This is a genomic window from Pseudomonas sp. NPDC089392, assembly GCF_044749595.1.
Classification (GTDB): domain Bacteria; phylum Pseudomonadota; class Gammaproteobacteria; order Pseudomonadales; family Pseudomonadaceae; genus Aquipseudomonas.
This window is the reverse complement of the sequence record NZ_JBIVIF010000039.1, coordinates 1-16,861: the sequence shown is the minus strand read 5'-3', so window position 1 is coordinate 16,861 and position 16,861 is coordinate 1. Positions and strand designations below refer to the sequence as shown.

Below are 16,861 nucleotides of genomic sequence, written 5' to 3'. Positions count from 1 at the left end.
CTGACAACGCTGGCGCCTGTAGGCGCCGGCTCGGAGGCACCATGGGGCTCAAAGGCCACGCAGCAATTGTCGGTACCGCGCAGTACAAGCCGGAAAAGTACGCCACGGCACCGAAGATGTTCCACCTTGAGCAGGTCGCCGACCTGGCCGCCCAGGCCCTGCGCGATGCCGGCCTGCAAGCCTCGGACCTGGACGGCTTGGTAATCAACGGGCCGCAGTTCCATGAAGCGTCGGTGTTCGTCCCGGCCATGGCCGCCGAATACCTGGGGCTGCGGCTGAACTTCGCCGAAGTGGTCGACCTGGGTGGTTGCACCTCGGTCGGCATGGTCTGGCGCGCCGCCGCGGCTATCGAGTTGGGCCTGTGCCAGGCGGTGCTGTGCGTACTGCCGGCGCGCATGGCACCCTTGGGGCCGGACGAGGACCCAGGCTGGATGGCCCGGGCCATGCGCTTTGGCGGCCACAGCACGGCATTCGGTGCGCCAGAGGCGGAGTTCGACCTGCCCTATGGGCACATGGGCCAGAACACCGGCTACGCAATGATCGCCCAGCGCTACGCTGCCCAGTACGGCTACGACCCGCGCGCGCTGGCGAAAATTGCCGTGGACCAGCGCAGCAACGCCCAGGCCAACCCGCAGGCGATGTTCTACGGCCAGCCGCTGACCGTGGAGCAGGTGCTGGCCAGCCGCATGGTCGCCGACCCGCTGCATGTACTGGAGATCGTCATGCCGGTGGCCGGTGGCGCGGCACTGATCATCACCAATAAAGAGCTGGCGGCCCGCGCCCGCAAACGCCCGGCGTTCATTACCGGTTTTGGCGAACACCTGGCGTTCAAGTCGCCGACCTACGCCCAGGACATGGTGCATACGCCAATCGGCCCGGCCTCGCGCCGCGCCTTCGCCATGGCCGGGCTGAAACCCAGCGATGTCGATGCCGCACAGATCTACGACTGCTACACCATCACCGCCTTGCTGACCCTGGAAGACGCCGGCTTCTGCGGCAAGGGCGAGGGCATGGCATTCGTCCGTGAGCATGACCTGACCTGGCGCGGCGATTTCCCCATGAACACCCACGGCGGCCAGCTCAGCTTCGGCCAGGCCGGTTCGGCCGGCGGCATGTCGCAGGTCATCGAGGCGGTCACGCAGATTGCCGGTGCCGCCGGCGAGCGCCAGTTGCAGCGCTGCGACAGCGTCTATGTCTCCGGTACCGGCGGCGTGATGAGCGAGCAGGGCGCATTGATCCTCCAGGGAGCATAACCATTATGTCGAACAACAAACCGATGCCTGTCGCCACCGAGATCTCGGCGCCGTTCTGGGAAGGGCTCAAGGCCCGCCGCCTGCTGGTGCAGCAGTGTGGTGCCTGTGAACAATGGCTGTTCTACCCTCGTCGGCACTGCCCGGCCTGCCTGGCGCCAGAGCCGGCGTGGCGTGAGGTGAGCGGCCAGGCGACGCTGTACAGCTTCACCGTGGCGCGCATTCCGACCCTGCCTGACTTCATCGATGAAATGCCGCAGAAACTGGCGGTGGTGGAGCTGGCCGAAGGGGTGCGGGTCAACACCACCCTGGTGGGCCTGGAGGAAGACCAGATCCGTATCGGCATGCCGTTGCAGCCGGTGTTTGCCCAGATCGATGGCAAGGGCACCCGGCTATTGCGCTTCACCGGCCTGGAGCAGGACGCCGAAGCGCTGGAAGTACCGCAGGTGGTCGACGCGGTGGCGCCTGCCGAGGCGCCCGATAATTGCCTGCAGGTCGACTGCCAGGACCAGGCCGCGCTGCAGGCCCTGGTCAGCGAACAGTACAGCGGCTGGAGCAACAGCCTGCTGGTGGACCAGGCGCTGATCGATGCCTTCGCCCAGCTGTCGGGTGACGACTATTGGATTCACACCGACCCTGAGCGGGCCCGGCGCAGCAGCCCGTTTGGCGGCACCATCGCCCACGGCGCGCTGGTGCAGGTGCTGCAATCGCGGATGAAGCTGGCGTTGGGCTTCGAGATCACCGGCTTTACCACGCAGATCAACTACGGCTCCGACCGTTTGCGCTTCCCGGCGCCGGTGCCGGCCGGCTCGCGCATTCATGCCCGGGCCAGGGTCAAGGCGGTGGAGCTGAACCAGCGTGGTACTCAGCTGACCCTGGAGATCAATACCCATGTGGTGGGCCAGGAGCGGCCGTCGGTGATCAATGACCTGGTGATTCTCTACCAGCGTTGAGGGCGTAGCTGTGGGATCGGGTTGACCCGCGAAGCATTCAACGCGGTGTATGGCACCGGCTGCGCCGGTGTTCGCGGCTAAAGCCGCTCCCACAGGTTCATCGCAGTCTTCAAGGCAGATGCAGTACCTGTGGGAGCGGGTTCACCCGCGAAGAATCCAACACTGTGTATGGCACCGGCTGCGCCGGTGTTCGCGGCTGAAGCCGCTCCCACAGGGGTTGCACAAGGCTTGGGGACTGCACCAATTCTGTGGGAGGGGGCGACAGGCCTATTCAGACAAACCTTAAGCCATTTGGACGATGTTTCCGCAACGCCCCCGACTGACTATCCCCCATGCCCCCGCCTGACAAGAACAAGAGGAATGGCTCCATGGCTGCGTTGTACGTGCACCTCGATCAGGAGCGACGCCCATGCGCTCGGTGATCGGCTACCTGGTCTGCCTGATCGTCGGGCTGACCATCGTCTTTACCTTCCTGCCTCGCCCTGAGGCCGCACCCGCCGATAAACCGCTGCGTGTCGACCGGGTGCAGGTCAACGCCTTGCTCGACCTTGGCCCGCGCGTGCTGGCGGTAGGCGAGCGCGGCAGCATTCTGTTCAGCGATGACCAAGGCGTCAGCTGGCAACAGGCGGTGGTCGAACCGCAACGCCAGGTGGCCCTGACCGCCGTGGTGGCGCTCGACGCACAGCGCCTGCTGGCGGTCGGCCATGACGGTTGGATCCTGCGCTCCGACGATGGCGGCCGGCTTTGGCGTGAGGTGCGCCACGACAACAAGCTTGGCGAACCGCTGCTGGGCGTGTGGGCGGCCGGCGCTGAGCGCGTCCTGGCCTACGGCAGCTTTGGCAAGTTCTACCAGTCCATTGATGCCGGGGCGACCTGGCAGGCCTTGACGCTAGATATCGACAGCGCCCACCTCAACAGCATGGACGGTGGCGCCGATGGCCGGCGCATGCTGGTCGGCGAGCAGGGCCTGGTGCTGCGCAGCCATGACGGCGGCGTGCAATGGCAGACGCTGCCGGCGTTCTACAGCGGTTCGCTGTTCGGCATCGTGCGCCTGAGCCAAGACGACTGGGTGGCCTACGGCATGCGCGGGCATGTGTTCGTCAGCCATGACTTTGGCGAGCACTGGCGCCAGGTCGAAGTCGGCAACGCGCTGCCGCTTTATGGGCACACCCGCTTGCCAGGCGGTGGGCTGGTGATCGTCGGTGCGGGCGGCTCGTTGGTGCGCCTGGGCCCGCGCGGTCAGTTGCAGAGCGCTACGCGCCTGGTCGGGCACGGCACCCTGACCTCGGCGGCAATGGTGGGTTCACGGCTGTTGTTGGGCGGTGAACAAGGGGTTTTCGATGCCAGTGCGGGCAGCCTTGCCGCGCTGAGCCAATGAGAGGCAAACCATGAAAAAACCAGACACTCGCGCCGCGCGCTGCGTCCAGGCCACTGCCAGCGCCTTGATGAAAGGGCGCAAAGGCCTGCTGTTGCTGTTCGTGCTGCTGACCTTGGGCCTGGGCTACAGCGCCACCCATACCCAGCTGGACCCAGGTTTCAACAAGCAGATCCCGGTGCGCCATGACTACATGGTGAACTTCCTGCGCTTCAGCCAATACTTCACCGGTGCCAACCGCTTCCTCGTCAGCGTGCGCTGGAAAGGCGAGGGCGACCTGTACAACCCGGAATTCCTCGACACCCTGCGCAAAGTCACCGACGACGTGTTCTTCATTTCCGGTGTCAACCGCGCCAGTGTCACGTCGCTGTTCACCGCCAACGTGCGCTACATCGAAATCACCGAGGAAGGCTTTTACGGCGACGTGGTGGTGCCACCACGCTTCAACGGCAGTGCTGCCGACCTGGCCCAGGTGCGCAGCAACGCCGCGGCCTCCGGGCAGATCGGCCGGCTGATCGCCAACGACCTGAAGTCGGCGATGGTGCGTGCCGACCTGCAGGATACCGACCCGCAAACGGGCAAACCGGTGGACTATGTCGAAGTCGCCAAGCGCCTGGAGGCGCTGCGCGACAAGTACGCCAGCGCCGACATCGAAATCAGCATCGTCGGTTTCGCCAAGCTGGTGGGCGATGTGGTCGAGGGGCTGAACACGGTGATCGGCTTCTTCGTGATCGCCTTCGTCATCACCGCGCTGCTGCTGTGGCTGTATGCACGCTCCTGGCGCCTGACCCTGGTCGCCCTGGTGGTGGCGCTGCTGCCGGTGGTGTGGCTGCTGGGCCTGTTGCCGCTGCTGGGGCTGGGCATCGACCCGATGTCGATCCTGGTACCGTTCCTGATCTTCTCGATTGGCGTGTCCCACGCGGTGCAGATGACCAATGCCTGGAAGCAGGACGTGGTGGCCGGGGCCAGCGCCCAGCAGGCGGCGCGTTCGGCCTTCTGCAAGATCTTCATTCCCGGCTCGCTGGCGTTGCTGATGAATGCCCTGGGTTTTGCCGTGATCATGCTGATCGACATCCCGATCGTACATGAGCTGGGGGTGACCGCCTGCATCGGTGTGATGCTGATGATCATCACCAACAAGCTGATGCTGCCGATCATCCTCTCCTGGCTGCGCCTGGAGCCCGCCACGTTGCAGCGGGCCCAAGCCCGCGAGGCCGGGCGCCACCGCCTGTGGTGGCGGTTGTCGGCGCTGGCCGAGCCGGGCCCGGCGCTGGCGGTGTTCGCCGTGAGCCTGGCGCTGCTGGTGGCCGGTGCCTGGAAAGCACGCGAGCTGGCAGTGGGCGATATCGGCGCCGGGGCACCGGAGCTGCGCAGCGATTCGCGCTACAACCAGGACAATGCACGGATCATCGGCAGCTACTCGATCGGCCTCGACGTGCTGTCGGTGTTCGTCGAGGTCAAGGGGATCGAAGAGGGGTGCCTGTCGCCCGAGGTCATGCGCGCGGTCGAGGCCTTTGACTTCCGCATGCGTGCAGTCAGTGGCGTGCAGTCGGTGCAGAGCGTGGCCGGCATGGGCAAGCGGGTGATCGCGGGCAACAACGAAGGCAACCCGCGCTGGGCGGCCATCCCCGGCTCGGCCCGCGGCCTGAGCCAGGGCGCACGGGCCTACATGCCGGACGACGGCCTGGTCACCGAGGGCTGCCAGCAGATGCAGATCCTGGTGTTCCTTGCCGACCACGAAGGCGCCACCATCAGCCATGCCATCGGCGAGGCACGGCGCATCATCGCCGACGTACGCGGCCCGAAGGTCGACTTCCTGCTCGCCGGCGGCAACGTCGGCGTCATGGCCGCCTCCAACGAAGCGGTCAAGCGCGCCGAGGTGACCATGCTGGCGGCACTGTTCGGCTCGGTGGCGCTGTTCTGCTGGCTGACCTTCATGTCGCTGCGTGCGGTGCTGTGCATCCTGGTGCCGCTGGCCATCGTCGCGATCCTGTGCAATGCGTTGATGGCCATGCTCGGCATCGGCCTGAAGGTCGCCACCTTGCCAGTCATGGCCTTGGGGGTGGGGGTCGGCGTGGACTACGGCATTTACCTGTACGAGCGCATTCAACACGAGATGGCCGCCGGTGCCACGCTGCGCGAGGCATTCTACCTGGCCATGTGCCAGCGCGGCACCGCCGCCGTGTTCACCGCCTTGACCATGTCCATCGGCGTTTGCACCTGGGCATTCGCGCCGCTCAAGTTCCAGGCCAACATGGGCGTACTGCTGTCGTTCATGTTCCTGGTCAACGTGCTGGGGGCGATTTTCCTGCTGCCGGCACTGGCAGCCTGGTTCAACCGCGGGCGCCCATTGGTGGCCCGACAAACGGCGCAGCACGCGGTGCTGGTGGGCGGCGCTGGAGGACATAACCGGTAATACAAAATAAACCCTGGCGCCCCTATTGTCGGCGCCAGGGCGGGGCGGCGAGACTGTGCCGCGAGCATCGACAGCTGCACGGGGCCAAGGCCCCGGCGCCGAAATTATAAAAATAACAAGGGAAGGCCCACGCCTTACCCGAGCGAGGAGAAGACTGTGGAAAAAGCTGTCTTGACCCATGATGCACTGGCCAGACTCGGCTGTGACCTGGCGACCTTCGATCGCCTGGTTGGGGAAGTCTACGAAGGTGCGCTCGACCCCAAGCTGATGGCCGCCGCGCTGACCAGCTTCCGCACCCTCTATGCCGCCAACTACGTGACCTTGATCTTGCGCGTGCCAGACCAGCCGGACATGGGCGTGATGATCATTTCCGGCGACATTGAAGGGGCTGGTGATGTTACCTACATGACCTACCCGCAAACCAATACCCCCTTCGCCAACCAGCCGCCGGACCAGGTGTTCGCGGTCGACGACGTAATGACCTACCCCGAATGGGAGCGCAGCGCCTACTTCAAGATGTTCTGCAGCCAGCAGGACGTGTACCACGTAATGGGGGCCGACATTTCCACGCCCGATGGCGGCAAGCTGCGTTTTCGCGTCACCCGGCCCAAGCGCGAGCCGAACTTCTCGGCCGATGAGCGCGCCCTGTGCGGCATGTTCCTGCCGCACTTGCGCCGGGCCTTGCAGATGCACAACCTGCTCGACCGCAGCGAGTCGCTAAGCGAGCTCTACTCTCAGGCCATCAGCCGCCTGTCGGTGGCCACGCTGGTGCTGGATGAAAGCGGCAGCGTGCTGCAGGTCAACCCGGTGGCCCAGGAGATCCTGGCCAGTGCCGACGGGCTGAAGCTGGTGGGCGGGCGCCTGGAGGCAACTTACCCGAGCGATAACCGCGAACTGCAGCGCCTGATCAAAGCGGCGTTTGCCGCGGACGCGCCAAAAGGCGCCGAAGCCATGTCGGTGACCCGCCCGTCGGGGTTGGTCAACCTGGGCCTGGTGGTGGAGTCGATCCCGTCGCTGGACTGGGCCGATGAGCGTGGCAAGCCGGCAGCGCTGGTGTACATCCGCGATGCCGCAAGCAAGTCGCTGGCCAGCGAGGTGGTGACCAAGCAGCTGTTCAACCTGACCCGCGCCGAAACCGCGCTGGCCATGGAACTGGCCAACGGCTTGTCGCTGGAAGAGGCCGCCGAAGAACTGAATATTCGCCGCAACACGGCGCGTGCGCATTTGCGCTCGATTTTCTCCAAGACCGGGGTGCGCCGGCAGACCGAACTGGTGCGCATCCTGCTCAACAGCGTGGTCGCCCTGGGCAAGCCCAAGGTTGCACTGAAGGCGGTCGAACGCCTCAAGGTACCGCCACCGAAGCTGGCCGTGGCCACTGCTCGCAGCGCCTGAGGCGCGGCCGTGGCGCCGGTGTTAGTCCGCAAGGACGATGCCGGCGCGTTTTGCTTCTGCCGATACTGGGCAGACCTACCCTGGAGATCGATTATGTCTGTTACAGCTATCAGTGGCAGTGCCTCGGGCATTGGCGCGGCGGTTGCTGCCGCGCTGCGTGCAGCAGGTCATGAAGTCATCGGCATCGACCGCGCCAATGCCGAGGTGGTGGCCGACCTGTCTACCGCGCAAGGGCGTGCGGCGGCCATTGCCGAGGTGCTTGAGCGCAGCGGCGGGGTGCTCGATGGCCTGGTGTGCTGCGCTGGAATCGGCGTTACTGCACCGTCCTGCGGCTTGATCCTGGCAGTCAACTATTTTGGCGTGAGCCAGTTGCTCGACGGCTTGCAAGGTGCCCTGGCGCAGGGGCGCAACCCGGCTGCGCTGGTGATCGGCTCGGTGGCAGCTACCCAGCCCGGGGCTGACCAGCAGGCAATGACCGCGGCAATGCTCGAAGGCGCCGAGGCCCGCGCGCTCGACCTGGCCAACGGCCTGGGCCAACCGCATGTGGCTTATGCCTGTTCCAAATACGCCATTGCTCATCACGCCCGGCGCCTGGCGCCGACCTGGGGCCAGCAGGGCATCCGCTTGAATGTGGTGGCGCCAGGTGCGGTGCAGACGCCGTTGCACCAGGCATCGCTGAACGATGCCCGCTTTGGCAAGGCCGTACGTGAGTTTGTCGCGCCGCTGGGGCGTGCCGGGCGCCCGGAGGAAATTGCTGCACTGGTGGCGTTCCTGCAGTCCGAGCAGGCATCGTTCATCCATGGCAGCGTGGTTTTCATCGATGGCGGTATGGACGCGAAGGTGCGTGCGCCGCGTTTCTGACAAGGATCGAGCATGAATAAAGTGGCCTTCATTACCGGTGCCAGCCGTGGCATCGGCCGGGCGGCGGCGCTGGCGTTTGCCCGTGCCGGTTACGACCTGGCGATCAGCGCGCGCACGCTCGAAGAGGGTGAGCAGCACCCGCATGCCTTGCGCGACGCTGCGGGTACGCCGTTGTCGGGCAGCTTGAACGGCACCGCCGAGGCAATTCGCGCGCTGGGTGGGCGGGTGCTGGTGGTGCCGATGGACCTGCTGGACAGCAGCTCGGCCGAGCACGCCTGCGCGACGGTGCTGGCCGAGTACGGGCGTATCGATGTGCTGGTGAACAACGCCATCTACCAGGGCAGCGACCTTAATGCGACCTTCCTGGCGCTGCAGCCGCAAACCCTCGAACGGATGTTCACGGGGTATATCCTTACGCCGTTCCTGCTGACCCAGGCCGTGGTGCAGCGGATGCTGGGGCAGGGCAGTGGCGTGGTGATCAACGTCACTTCAGGTGCCGGCGAGAGCGACCCGCCGGTGGCGGCGGACAAAGGCGGCTGGGGTTATGCCTACGGTGCCGGCAAGGCGGCGGTATCGCGGCTGTCGGGGATTCTGTCGACGGAGCTGGGCGAGCGGGGGATCCGTGCCTACACCTTGAACCCGGGGGTGGTGACCACCGAGGCATTGAAGGTGACCATTGGCGAACGGGGTGTCATTGCCTTGCGAGCTGGCAGTGCGCCGCCCGAGGTGCCGGCGGCGGTGATGTTGTGGCTGGCCACTGACCCCCGGGCCGAGCAGTATCAGCGGCGCACCCTGGCGGCGCAGGCGTTGGCCTTGGAGTATGGGATTGTCGCTGACTGGCGCTGATCTTCGGTATATGGCGCGGGTGCTTGCCTTGGGATTTTGGTTGCCTGTCAGATCGAGCGCCGCCCGCGCGGCGCTCGATTTCTGCACCACTGCAAATCCCAAGTAGGCGCGGTTTAGGCCATTTGGACGATGTAGCCCGGGGCAGGGCGGCTGGATCATTCCGGCACAATTCCAAGAGGGTCATCCCAATGCAGCCTGCCCCGCGCCAACTGACCGGTTACCTGATGAGCGCTATCGTCATCGCCGCCGTCGCCTTTGCCTTCGCTCCGCGCCAACCCGCCCCCCTCGCGGTCACCGAGGTGCTGGTCGACCGGGTCCAGGTCAATGCTTTGGTAAGCGCCGGGGACCGCCTGGTCGCCGTCGGTGAGCGCGGCACGCTGCTCACCAGCCTCGACAGCGGCCGCAGTTGGCAAGCCGGCCAACTCGGCGCCGGGCGTGACGCTACGCTGACCGGCGTGGTCGCCCTCAATGCCCAGGTGCTGGTTGCTGTAGGCCATGACGGGTTAATCCTGCGCTCCAGCGACGCTGGCCAGACCTGGCAGGCAAAACACCACGACGCCGAGCTCGGCGAACCGCTGCTCGGGGTGTGGAGTGGCAACGGCCAGCAGGTAGTGGCCTACGGCAGCTATGGCAAGTTCCTGGTCTCGGAGGATGCTGGTGAACACTGGGCCGCCCGCGAGATGCCAGGTGACGGCGCCCACTTCAACGGCCTCGACGGCGGTGCCGATGGCCGCCAGATGCTGGTTGGCGAGCAAGGCCTGGTGCTGCGCTCCAGCGATGGCGGCCAGCACTGGCAGCTCATGCCGCCGTTCTACAACGGCTCGCTATTCGGTGTGGTGCGCCTCTCGGCCTCGTCTTGGCTGGCCTATGGCATGCGTGGCCATGTGTTTCGCAGCACAGACTTCGGCGACAGCTGGCAGCGCATCGATGTTGGCAGCAACCAGCCAATCTACGGCCACGCCCGTTTGCCGGGGCAGGGCGGATTGGTGCTGGTAGGCGGCGCCAGCCGGCTGATCCGCCTGGATGCCGAGGGCAACCTGCTGGGCATCGATCAGCGCAGCGGCCTGGGCACCTTGACGTCGGCGCTGGGCCTCAGCGGCCGCCACCTGCTGGTGGCCGGTGAGCGTGGCGTGTTCCAGGGCGTGCAACCCACCGTTGCGGTCAGCCAGGAGGCCCGGCCATGAGCCGCAGCCGGAGCGAGCGATGGGTACTCGGTTGCGCGGATCTGCTGCTTGACGCCAGGCGTGCCTGGCTCGGGCTGTTCTTGCTGGTGACCGTGGCGCTGGGTTACAGCGCCACCCAGGTGCGCCTGGACCCCGGGTTCAACAAGCAGATCCCGGTGCGCCACGCGTACATGCTCAACTTCCTTGATTTCAGCCGGGTGTTCACCGGGGCCAACCGCCTGCTGGTGAGCGTGCGCTGGAAGGGCGAGGGCGATATCTACCGCCCTGAATTCCTCAAGGTATTGCAACAGGTCACCGACGACGTGTTTTTCATTCCCGGCGTCAGCCGGCCAAGCGTGACCTCGCTGTTCACGCCCAACGTACGTTATGTGGAGGTGACCGAAGAGGGTTTCGTCGGCGACCTGGTGGTGCCGCCCCAGTACGCCGGCACCGCCGAGGACCTGCAGAAGGTGCGCAGCAATGCCGCGCGCGCCGGGCAGGTAGGCCGCCTGCTGGCCAACGACCAGCGCGCGGCGCTGGTGCGCGCCGACTTGCAGGACAGCGACCCGCGTACCGGCCAGCCGGTGTCGTATGTGGAGGTGGCCAAACGCCTGGAAGACATACGCGCGCGCTACGCCAGCGCCGATATCGAGATCAACGTGGTGGGCTTCGCCAAGCTGGTGGGCGATGTGGTCGAGGGGCTGAACACCGTGCTGCTGTTCTTCGTCGTCGCCTTTCTGATTACCGCCGCGCTGCTGTGGCTGTACTCGCGCTCGTTGCGCCTGACCCTGGTGGCTTTGCTGGTGGCGCTGTTGCCGGTGGTGTGGCTGCTGGGGTTGCTGCCGCTGCTGGGCCTGGGGATCGACCCGATGTCGGTGCTGGTGCCCTTTCTGATCTTCTCCATTGGCGTGTCGCATGCGGTGCAGATGACCAATGCCTGGCGGCAGGTCGTAATGGCCGGGGCGACGGCCGCGCAAGCGGCGCATTCGGCCTTCTGCAAGATCTTCATCCCCGGCTCGCTGGCGCTGCTGATGAATGCCCTGGGTTTTGCCGTGATCATGCTGATCGACATCCCGATCGTGCACGAGCTGGGGGTGACGGCGTGCCTTGGGGTGATGCTGATGATCGTCACCAACAAGATGCTGTTGCCGTTGGTGCTGTCATACCTCAAGGTCAAGGTGGCTGCAGCACCGCAGACGAATGCGCGGCAACACCCCCTTTGGTGGCGCCTGTCGGCACTGGCGCAGCCAGGGCCTGCGCTGCTGGTGTTTGGCATCAGCCTGGTGCTGCTGGGCGTGGGCGTGTTCAAGGCGCGGCAGCTGGCGGTAGGTGACATCGGCCCTGGGGCGCCGGAGCTGCGTGCCGATTCGCGCTATAACCAGGATAACCAGCGCATCGTCAGCAGTTACGCCGTCGGCCTCGATGTGCTGGCGGTATTCGTCCAGACCCGTGGCATCGACGAAGCCTGCCTGGCGCCGGCGGTAATGCGCGCGGTCGAGTCGTTCGACTTGCAGATGCGCAACGTCGCCGGGGTGCAGTCGGTGCAGAGCGTGGCTGGCATGGGCAAGGAGATGATCGCCGGCAACAACGAAGGCAACCCACGCTGGGCGGCCATCCCCGGATCCTCGCGTGGCCTGCAACAAGGCTCGATGGCCTATACGCCGGATTCGGGCCTGGTCACCGAGGGTTGCCAGCGTATGCAGGTGCTGGTGTTCCTCAATGACCACGAGGGCGCGACCGTGGCCCATGTGGTCAGCGAGGCCCGGCGCATCATCGCCACGCTGCAGGTGCCGCAGGCCACGTTCTACCTGGCCGGGGGTAATGTCGGGGTGATGGCGGCGGCCAACGAGGCGGTCAAGCAGGCCGAGGTCTGGATGCTGGCAGCGCTGTTCTGTTCGGTTGGCCTGTTCTGCCTGCTGACCTTCCGTTCGTTGCGCGCGGTGCTGTGCATCGTGGTGCCGCTGGGCATTGTGGCGATCCTGTGCAACGCGCTGATGGCGTGGCTGGGCATTGGCCTGAAGGTCGCGACATTGCCGGTGATGGCGCTGGGGGTTGGGGTGGGGGTGGACTACGGCATCTACCTGTACGAGCGCATCCAGCATGAAATGGCTGACGGCCAGGACCTGCGCAACGCCTTCTACCGCGCCATGTGCCAGCGCGGCACGGCGGCAGTGTTCACGGCCCTGACCATGTCGATCGGGGTAGGTACCTGGGCCTTCGCGCCGCTCAAGCTGCAGGCCGACATGGGCATTCTGCTGGCGTTCATGTTCCTGGTGAACGTGTTCGGCGCGATCTTCCTTTTGCCGGCACTGGCGGCCTGGTTCGACCGCGACCGGCCGCTGGTGGCCCGCACCCCTGATCTGGAGCCTGCCCATGCTGCCTAACGCTCAGGTGCTGGCCCAGCTGGGCATCGAGCTTGGCGAATACGAGCGCCTGATCGGCAACATGTACGATGCGGCACTTGATACCCAGCGGCTCAACGATGCCCTGCGCCAGCTGCGCGGGCTGTTTGCGGCCAGCTACGTGACGCTGATCCTGCGGGTGCTCGACGAGCCGTTGCTGTCGCCGATGATGGTCGCCGGCGATGTCGAGCCGGGGGAGGGTGGCGTCAACCATTTCGCCTACTGCGAGAAGGCTTCGCTGTTCGACAGGCTGCCGGTGGACACCGTGTTCACCATCGACGAGCTGATGAGCGATGCCGAGTGGGCCTGTTCGTCGTTCTACCTGCTGTACTGCGCGCCCTACGGCTGTTTTCACATGCTCGGCGTCGACATCAGCATGCCTGACGGTGGCACCCTGCGCCTGCGCATCAACCGCCCGCGTGGGCAGCCGCGCTTCGGCGAGCTGGAGCGGGCGCTGTGCGCGATGCTGGTGCCGCACCTGCGCCGGGCCCTGCACATGCACGCACTACTCGACCGCAGCGCCTCGCTGGGTACGCTGTATTCGCAGACCATCAACCGCCTGGCCGTCGCCACCATCATGCTCGATGAGACTGGCAGTGTGCTGCAGCTGAACCCGGTGGCCCGCGAGATCGTCGACAGCAACGACGGGCTGAAACTGGTAGGTGGCCGCCTGGAGGCCACCTACCCGAGCGACAACCGCGAGCTGGGCCGGCTGGTGCGCAGCGCCTTCCTGCGCAGCCGGCAAGGCAACCTGGCCGCCCAGGGCGCCGAGGCGATGTCGGTGTCACGCCCGTCCGGGCAGGTCAACCTGGGGGTGGTGGTCGAGCTGGTGCCGTCCCAGGAGCTGGTCGAGGGCAAGGGCAAGCCGACAGTGGTGGTGTACGTGCGCGACGCGGTGGGCAAGTCGCTGGCGAGCAACACGGTGACCGCCCAGCTGTACAATCTCACGCCGGCAGAAACCGGCCTGGCCCTGGAACTGGCCAACGGCTTGTCCCTGGAAGAGGCGTCCGAGCGGCTCAACATCCGCCGCAACACGGCGCGCGCGCACTTGCGCTCGATCTTCTCGAAGACCGGGGTGCGGCGCCAGACCGAGCTGGTGCGGATCATGCTCAACAGCGTGGTCGCACTGGGCGAGCCCGGCAGCCTGGCGCCGCAAATGCGTTAGTCCGAGCGGACGATGCTGCTGCCGTGAGGGCCTGCCGATACTGGGCCACCGCTATCGGTAACCAAGGAGAACAACAATGACCGAGAGTATTCTGGCGCGCCGCGGCCTGGCCCTGAGCCTGCTGCTGATGGCTACGGCGCCGGGTGTGGCGCTGGCTGCGCCCGAGGATGTCGAGCGCCTGGGCAAGGACCTCACCTGCGTGGGGGCAGACCCGACCGGCAACACCGATGGCAGCATCCCGCCGTTCTCTGGCAAGTGGCTGGGTGTGCCGCCCAATGTCTCGTTCAAGGGCACTGGCCAGCACCCTGTGGACCCGTACCCGGACGAAAAGCCGCTGTTCGTGATTACCGCCGACAACCTGGCCCAGTACGGCGATGCGCTGTCTGACGGGCAAAAGGCGCTGTTCAAGCTGTACCCGGCCACCTTCAAGATGCCGATCTACCCTAGCCACCGAGACTTCCGCTTTGACGACGCGGTATGCCAGGCGACCCGCGAGAACGCCAAGGTGGCCAAGCTGGTCGACGATGGCGAAGGCGTGGTCGGCAAGACTGGCGGCACGCCATTCCCGGTGCCGCGCAGTGGCCTGGAGCTGCTGAAGAATGCCTCGACCTTTACCTTGCGTGCCTGGACCGAGGAATACACCTCCGACAACGCCTACGTGCTCAAGGACGGCAACATCAACTGGGGCCGCGTGCATTCGCGCAACCTGGCGCCGGCACTGGAGCCGGGCAAAGTGGGAGAAACGGTGGGCAACTCGTCGTTCTACCTCAACGAAACCCTGTTGCCGCAGCGCGACAAAGGCGAGATCAACACCGGTACCGAGTTCTGGAACGACAAGACCGAACCGCGCCAGGCCTGGCGCTACGACCCGGGCACGCGGCGGGTGCGGCAATCGCCAGGGTATGGCTTTGACATGTCGTTCCCGGGCAGTGGTGGTTCGATCACTGTCGACGAGGTGCGCCTGTTCAACGGCTCGGGCCAGCGCTATGACTGGAAGATCGTCGGCAAGCGGGAAATGTTCATCCCCTACAACGCCTTCCGCGTGCATGCCCCGGACCTCAAGTACGCCGACCTGCTGACCCCTGGGCACCTCAACCCGCAGGCCATGCGCTACGAGCGCCATCGGGTGTGGGAGCTTGAAGGCAACCTCAAGCCCGGCTATCGGCACCTGTATGGCAAGCGCAAGTTGTACATCGACGAGGACACTTGGTTCCCGATGCTGGCCGACAACTATGACAACCGGGGCGAGCTGTGGCGCACCTCGATGGTCAACTACTTCTATGCCTACGAGTCGCAGCGGCCACAGGCCGGCGTGGGGCTTTACCACGACCTCAATGCCGGCAGTTACCTGGCGTTCAACCTGATCAACCAGCAGCGTAACGGCTACCTGCTCAACCGCACCGGCTTCAGCCCCCGGGATTTCGGCCCGGAGGCGGCGCGGCGTTTCGGCCAATGATGCGCGCCCGGGCCCGACCTAGTCCGATTGAAGGATGAGGGCCCGACACGCCTGCTCAAAGATAGCCACCAGGTATTCCCCCTGGGACCGCAGGGGTATTGCCGGTGACTGGCGTATCCAATACAGGAATAACAAGAACATGACCAAACTCGCCGAACTTTCCATCGAAAGCGCCCAGCGCGCCCACCGTTACGCCAGGGGCTGGCACTGCCTGGGCGTGGCCGATGACTACCGTGATGGCAAGCTGCATACCCTGAATGTGTTTGGCACGCGCCTGGTGGCCTTCGCCAACAGTGCCGGGACCATCAGCATTCTCGATGCGTTCTGCCCGCACATGGGCGCCGACCTGTCCCAGGGCACCATCGAGAACGACACCGTGGTGTGCCCGTTCCACCACTGGAAGTACGACACCAGAGGCAAATGCGTGGAGATTCCCTACTGCAAGCGCATACCGCCCAAGGCCAAGACGCGCAGCTGGCTGACCTGCGAGGAAAACAACCTGCTGTTCGTCTGGAACAACCCGGAAGGGCGCCCGCCCAAGGACGGCGTGGTCATTCCGCACCTGCCGGAGATGGACGACCCCGACTGGATCCATGACTGGAACATCGACACCATGCTGATCGAGACCAACCCGCGCGAGCTGGTCGACAACCTGGTCGACGCCCAGCACTTCGGGCCGGTGCACGGCACCCCGACCAAGTATTTTGCCAACGTGTTCGAAGGGCATATCGGCCGGCAGATCTTCCACGGCGACTCCGAGCGCCTGGGCGGCGACCTGATCGCGCCTTCGGCGTACTACGGGCCGGCCACGCACTTCACCGAACTGAGCTCGATGTTCGGCGAGGTACGGGTGCACGCGATCCTGCTCAACAGCCACGTACCGGTGACGGCGGACAGCTTCGTGCTGCGCTTTGGTTGCATGGTCAAGCGCGTGCCAGGCCTTACCGATGAGCAGAATGGCGAGATCGCCAAGGCCTACGTCAAGAGCAACCGTGAGTCGTTCTACCAGGACGTGGATATCTGGAAGCACAAGGTGCGCATCGACAAACCGGTGCTGGCCGAGAACGACGGCCCGGTGTACCAGCTGCGCGAGTGGTACCAACAGTTCTTCACCGACGAGGACCAGGTGCCGGCGAGCATGGCCGAGCGCCGCGAGATCGTTACGGTGGATGAACGCTGAGTGCCACAGCGCCTCGCCAGCCTGGTGTTGGCGAGGCGCATAGCGAGGGGGTGGTGATGAAGATACAGAGCTTGCTGGCGTACAGCGTGCCGCTGTTGGTGGTGTTGATCATCGGGCTGACGCTGGTCGCCTCGGCAGTGCCCGAATCGGCTGCGGCCAAGGCGTGCCGGCAGATTCCCGGTTGCATGAATATCTTGCCGAGTTTCCAAGGGTTGCCTGGGGTGCGTTGACGCTTGGGGCACCGGTTGACCAAAAATTGGGGGAGAGCGGCTGCGATTTGTTTGTCGGGGAGATGGCGTTAGGGCTGCCAGGTGCATGGCTGGGGATTTGAGGTGATGCACAGATCGAGCGCCGCCCGCGCGGCGCTTCGCAGCACAAGGCTGCTCCTACATCTGTTTCGGG

General features: G+C 65.5%; 13 protein-coding genes. All 13 read left to right on the top strand.

Going from position 1 to position 16,861, the window contains the following annotated elements; genetic code table 11:
- Nucleotides 1-41: 41 nt before the first annotated feature.
- Nucleotides 42-1,253 carry a thiolase family protein gene (locus ACIP1G_RS25195; protein ID WP_400741808.1) on the top strand — a complete coding sequence of 404 codons (1,212 nt, stop codon included), beginning with the start codon at nt 42-44 and terminating at the stop codon, nt 1,251-1,253.
- Nucleotides 1,254-1,258: 5 nt separating this feature from the next.
- Nucleotides 1,259-2,203, top strand: coding sequence for an OB-fold domain-containing protein (locus tag ACIP1G_RS25190; RefSeq protein ID WP_400741805.1), 945 nt, complete (start codon nt 1,259-1,261; stop codon nt 2,201-2,203).
- Nucleotides 2,204-2,612: 409 nt separating this feature from the next.
- Entirely contained in the window at nt 2,613-3,581 is a 969-nt protein-coding gene (locus tag ACIP1G_RS25185) for a WD40/YVTN/BNR-like repeat-containing protein (protein WP_400741803.1), read from the top strand.
- Between the two features lie 10 nt (nt 3,582-3,591).
- A complete protein-coding gene (locus ACIP1G_RS25180; RefSeq protein ID WP_400741800.1) occupies nt 3,592-5,994 on the top strand; it encodes an RND family transporter in 2,403 nt (800 codons plus the stop codon).
- A 156-nt stretch (nt 5,995-6,150) separates the two neighbouring features.
- A complete protein-coding gene (locus ACIP1G_RS25175) occupies nt 6,151-7,386 on the top strand; it encodes a helix-turn-helix transcriptional regulator (protein WP_400741798.1) in 1,236 nt (411 codons plus the stop codon).
- Between the two features lie 93 nt (nt 7,387-7,479).
- Nucleotides 7,480-8,247, top strand: a complete 768-nt coding sequence (locus ACIP1G_RS25170) for an SDR family oxidoreductase (protein WP_400741796.1) — start codon at nt 7,480-7,482, stop codon at nt 8,245-8,247.
- A 12-nt stretch (nt 8,248-8,259) separates the two neighbouring features.
- Nucleotides 8,260-9,093 (top strand): SDR family NAD(P)-dependent oxidoreductase, encoded by an 834-nt coding sequence (locus ACIP1G_RS25165; RefSeq protein ID WP_400741794.1) that lies wholly within the window; start codon nt 8,260-8,262, stop codon nt 9,091-9,093.
- A 188-nt stretch (nt 9,094-9,281) separates the two neighbouring features.
- A complete protein-coding gene (locus ACIP1G_RS25160) occupies nt 9,282-10,277 on the top strand; it encodes a WD40/YVTN/BNR-like repeat-containing protein (protein ID WP_400741791.1) in 996 nt (331 codons plus the stop codon).
- Nucleotides 10,274-12,640 carry an RND family transporter gene (locus ACIP1G_RS25155; RefSeq protein ID WP_400741788.1) on the top strand — a complete coding sequence of 789 codons (2,367 nt, stop codon included), beginning with the start codon at nt 10,274-10,276 and terminating at the stop codon, nt 12,638-12,640. Before ACIP1G_RS25160 ends, ACIP1G_RS25155 begins: the two co-directional genes overlap by 4 nt.
- Complete coding sequence (locus ACIP1G_RS25150; RefSeq protein WP_400741785.1) at nt 12,630-13,823, top strand: helix-turn-helix transcriptional regulator; 1,194 nt, start codon at nt 12,630-12,632, stop codon at nt 13,821-13,823. Before ACIP1G_RS25155 ends, ACIP1G_RS25150 begins: the two co-directional genes overlap by 11 nt.
- Nucleotides 13,824-13,950: 127 nt before the next feature.
- The gene (locus tag ACIP1G_RS25145; RefSeq protein ID WP_400741872.1) at nt 13,951-15,279 is read left to right on the top strand and encodes a DUF1329 domain-containing protein; all 1,329 of its coding nucleotides are present in this window, start codon (nt 13,951-13,953) and stop codon (nt 15,277-15,279) included.
- A 139-nt stretch (nt 15,280-15,418) separates the two neighbouring features.
- Nucleotides 15,419-16,459 carry a Rieske 2Fe-2S domain-containing protein gene (locus tag ACIP1G_RS25140; protein ID WP_400741783.1) on the top strand — a complete coding sequence of 347 codons (1,041 nt, stop codon included), beginning with the start codon at nt 15,419-15,421 and terminating at the stop codon, nt 16,457-16,459.
- Between the two features lie 56 nt (nt 16,460-16,515).
- A complete protein-coding gene (locus tag ACIP1G_RS25135) occupies nt 16,516-16,689 on the top strand; it encodes a hypothetical protein (RefSeq protein WP_400741780.1) in 174 nt (57 codons plus the stop codon).
- The last annotated feature ends 172 nt before the right edge of the window (nt 16,690-16,861 follow it).

Excerpts from the sequence above, each read along its gene's own strand:
- ACIP1G_RS25195 (WP_400741808.1), top strand. The coding sequence starts at position 42 with ATGGGGCTCAAAGGCCACGCAGCAATTGTCGGTACCGCGCAGTACAAG.
- ACIP1G_RS25190 (WP_400741805.1), top strand. The coding sequence starts at position 1,259 with ATGTCGAACAACAAACCGATGCCTGTCGCCACCGAGATCTCGGCGCCG.
- ACIP1G_RS25185 (WP_400741803.1), top strand. The coding sequence starts at position 2,613 with ATGCGCTCGGTGATCGGCTACCTGGTCTGCCTGATCGTCGGGCTGACC.
- ACIP1G_RS25180 (WP_400741800.1), top strand. The coding sequence starts at position 3,592 with ATGAAAAAACCAGACACTCGCGCCGCGCGCTGCGTCCAGGCCACTGCC.
- ACIP1G_RS25170 (WP_400741796.1), top strand. The coding sequence starts at position 7,480 with ATGTCTGTTACAGCTATCAGTGGCAGTGCCTCGGGCATTGGCGCGGCG.
- ACIP1G_RS25165 (WP_400741794.1), top strand. The coding sequence starts at position 8,260 with ATGAATAAAGTGGCCTTCATTACCGGTGCCAGCCGTGGCATCGGCCGG.
- ACIP1G_RS25160 (WP_400741791.1), top strand. The coding sequence starts at position 9,282 with ATGCAGCCTGCCCCGCGCCAACTGACCGGTTACCTGATGAGCGCTATC.
- ACIP1G_RS25155 (WP_400741788.1), top strand. The coding sequence starts at position 10,274 with ATGAGCCGCAGCCGGAGCGAGCGATGGGTACTCGGTTGCGCGGATCTG.
- ACIP1G_RS25150 (WP_400741785.1), top strand. The coding sequence starts at position 12,630 with ATGCTGCCTAACGCTCAGGTGCTGGCCCAGCTGGGCATCGAGCTTGGC.
- ACIP1G_RS25145 (WP_400741872.1), top strand. The coding sequence starts at position 13,951 with ATGGCTACGGCGCCGGGTGTGGCGCTGGCTGCGCCCGAGGATGTCGAG.
- ACIP1G_RS25140 (WP_400741783.1), top strand. The coding sequence starts at position 15,419 with ATGACCAAACTCGCCGAACTTTCCATCGAAAGCGCCCAGCGCGCCCAC.
- ACIP1G_RS25135 (WP_400741780.1), top strand. The coding sequence starts at position 16,516 with ATGAAGATACAGAGCTTGCTGGCGTACAGCGTGCCGCTGTTGGTGGTG.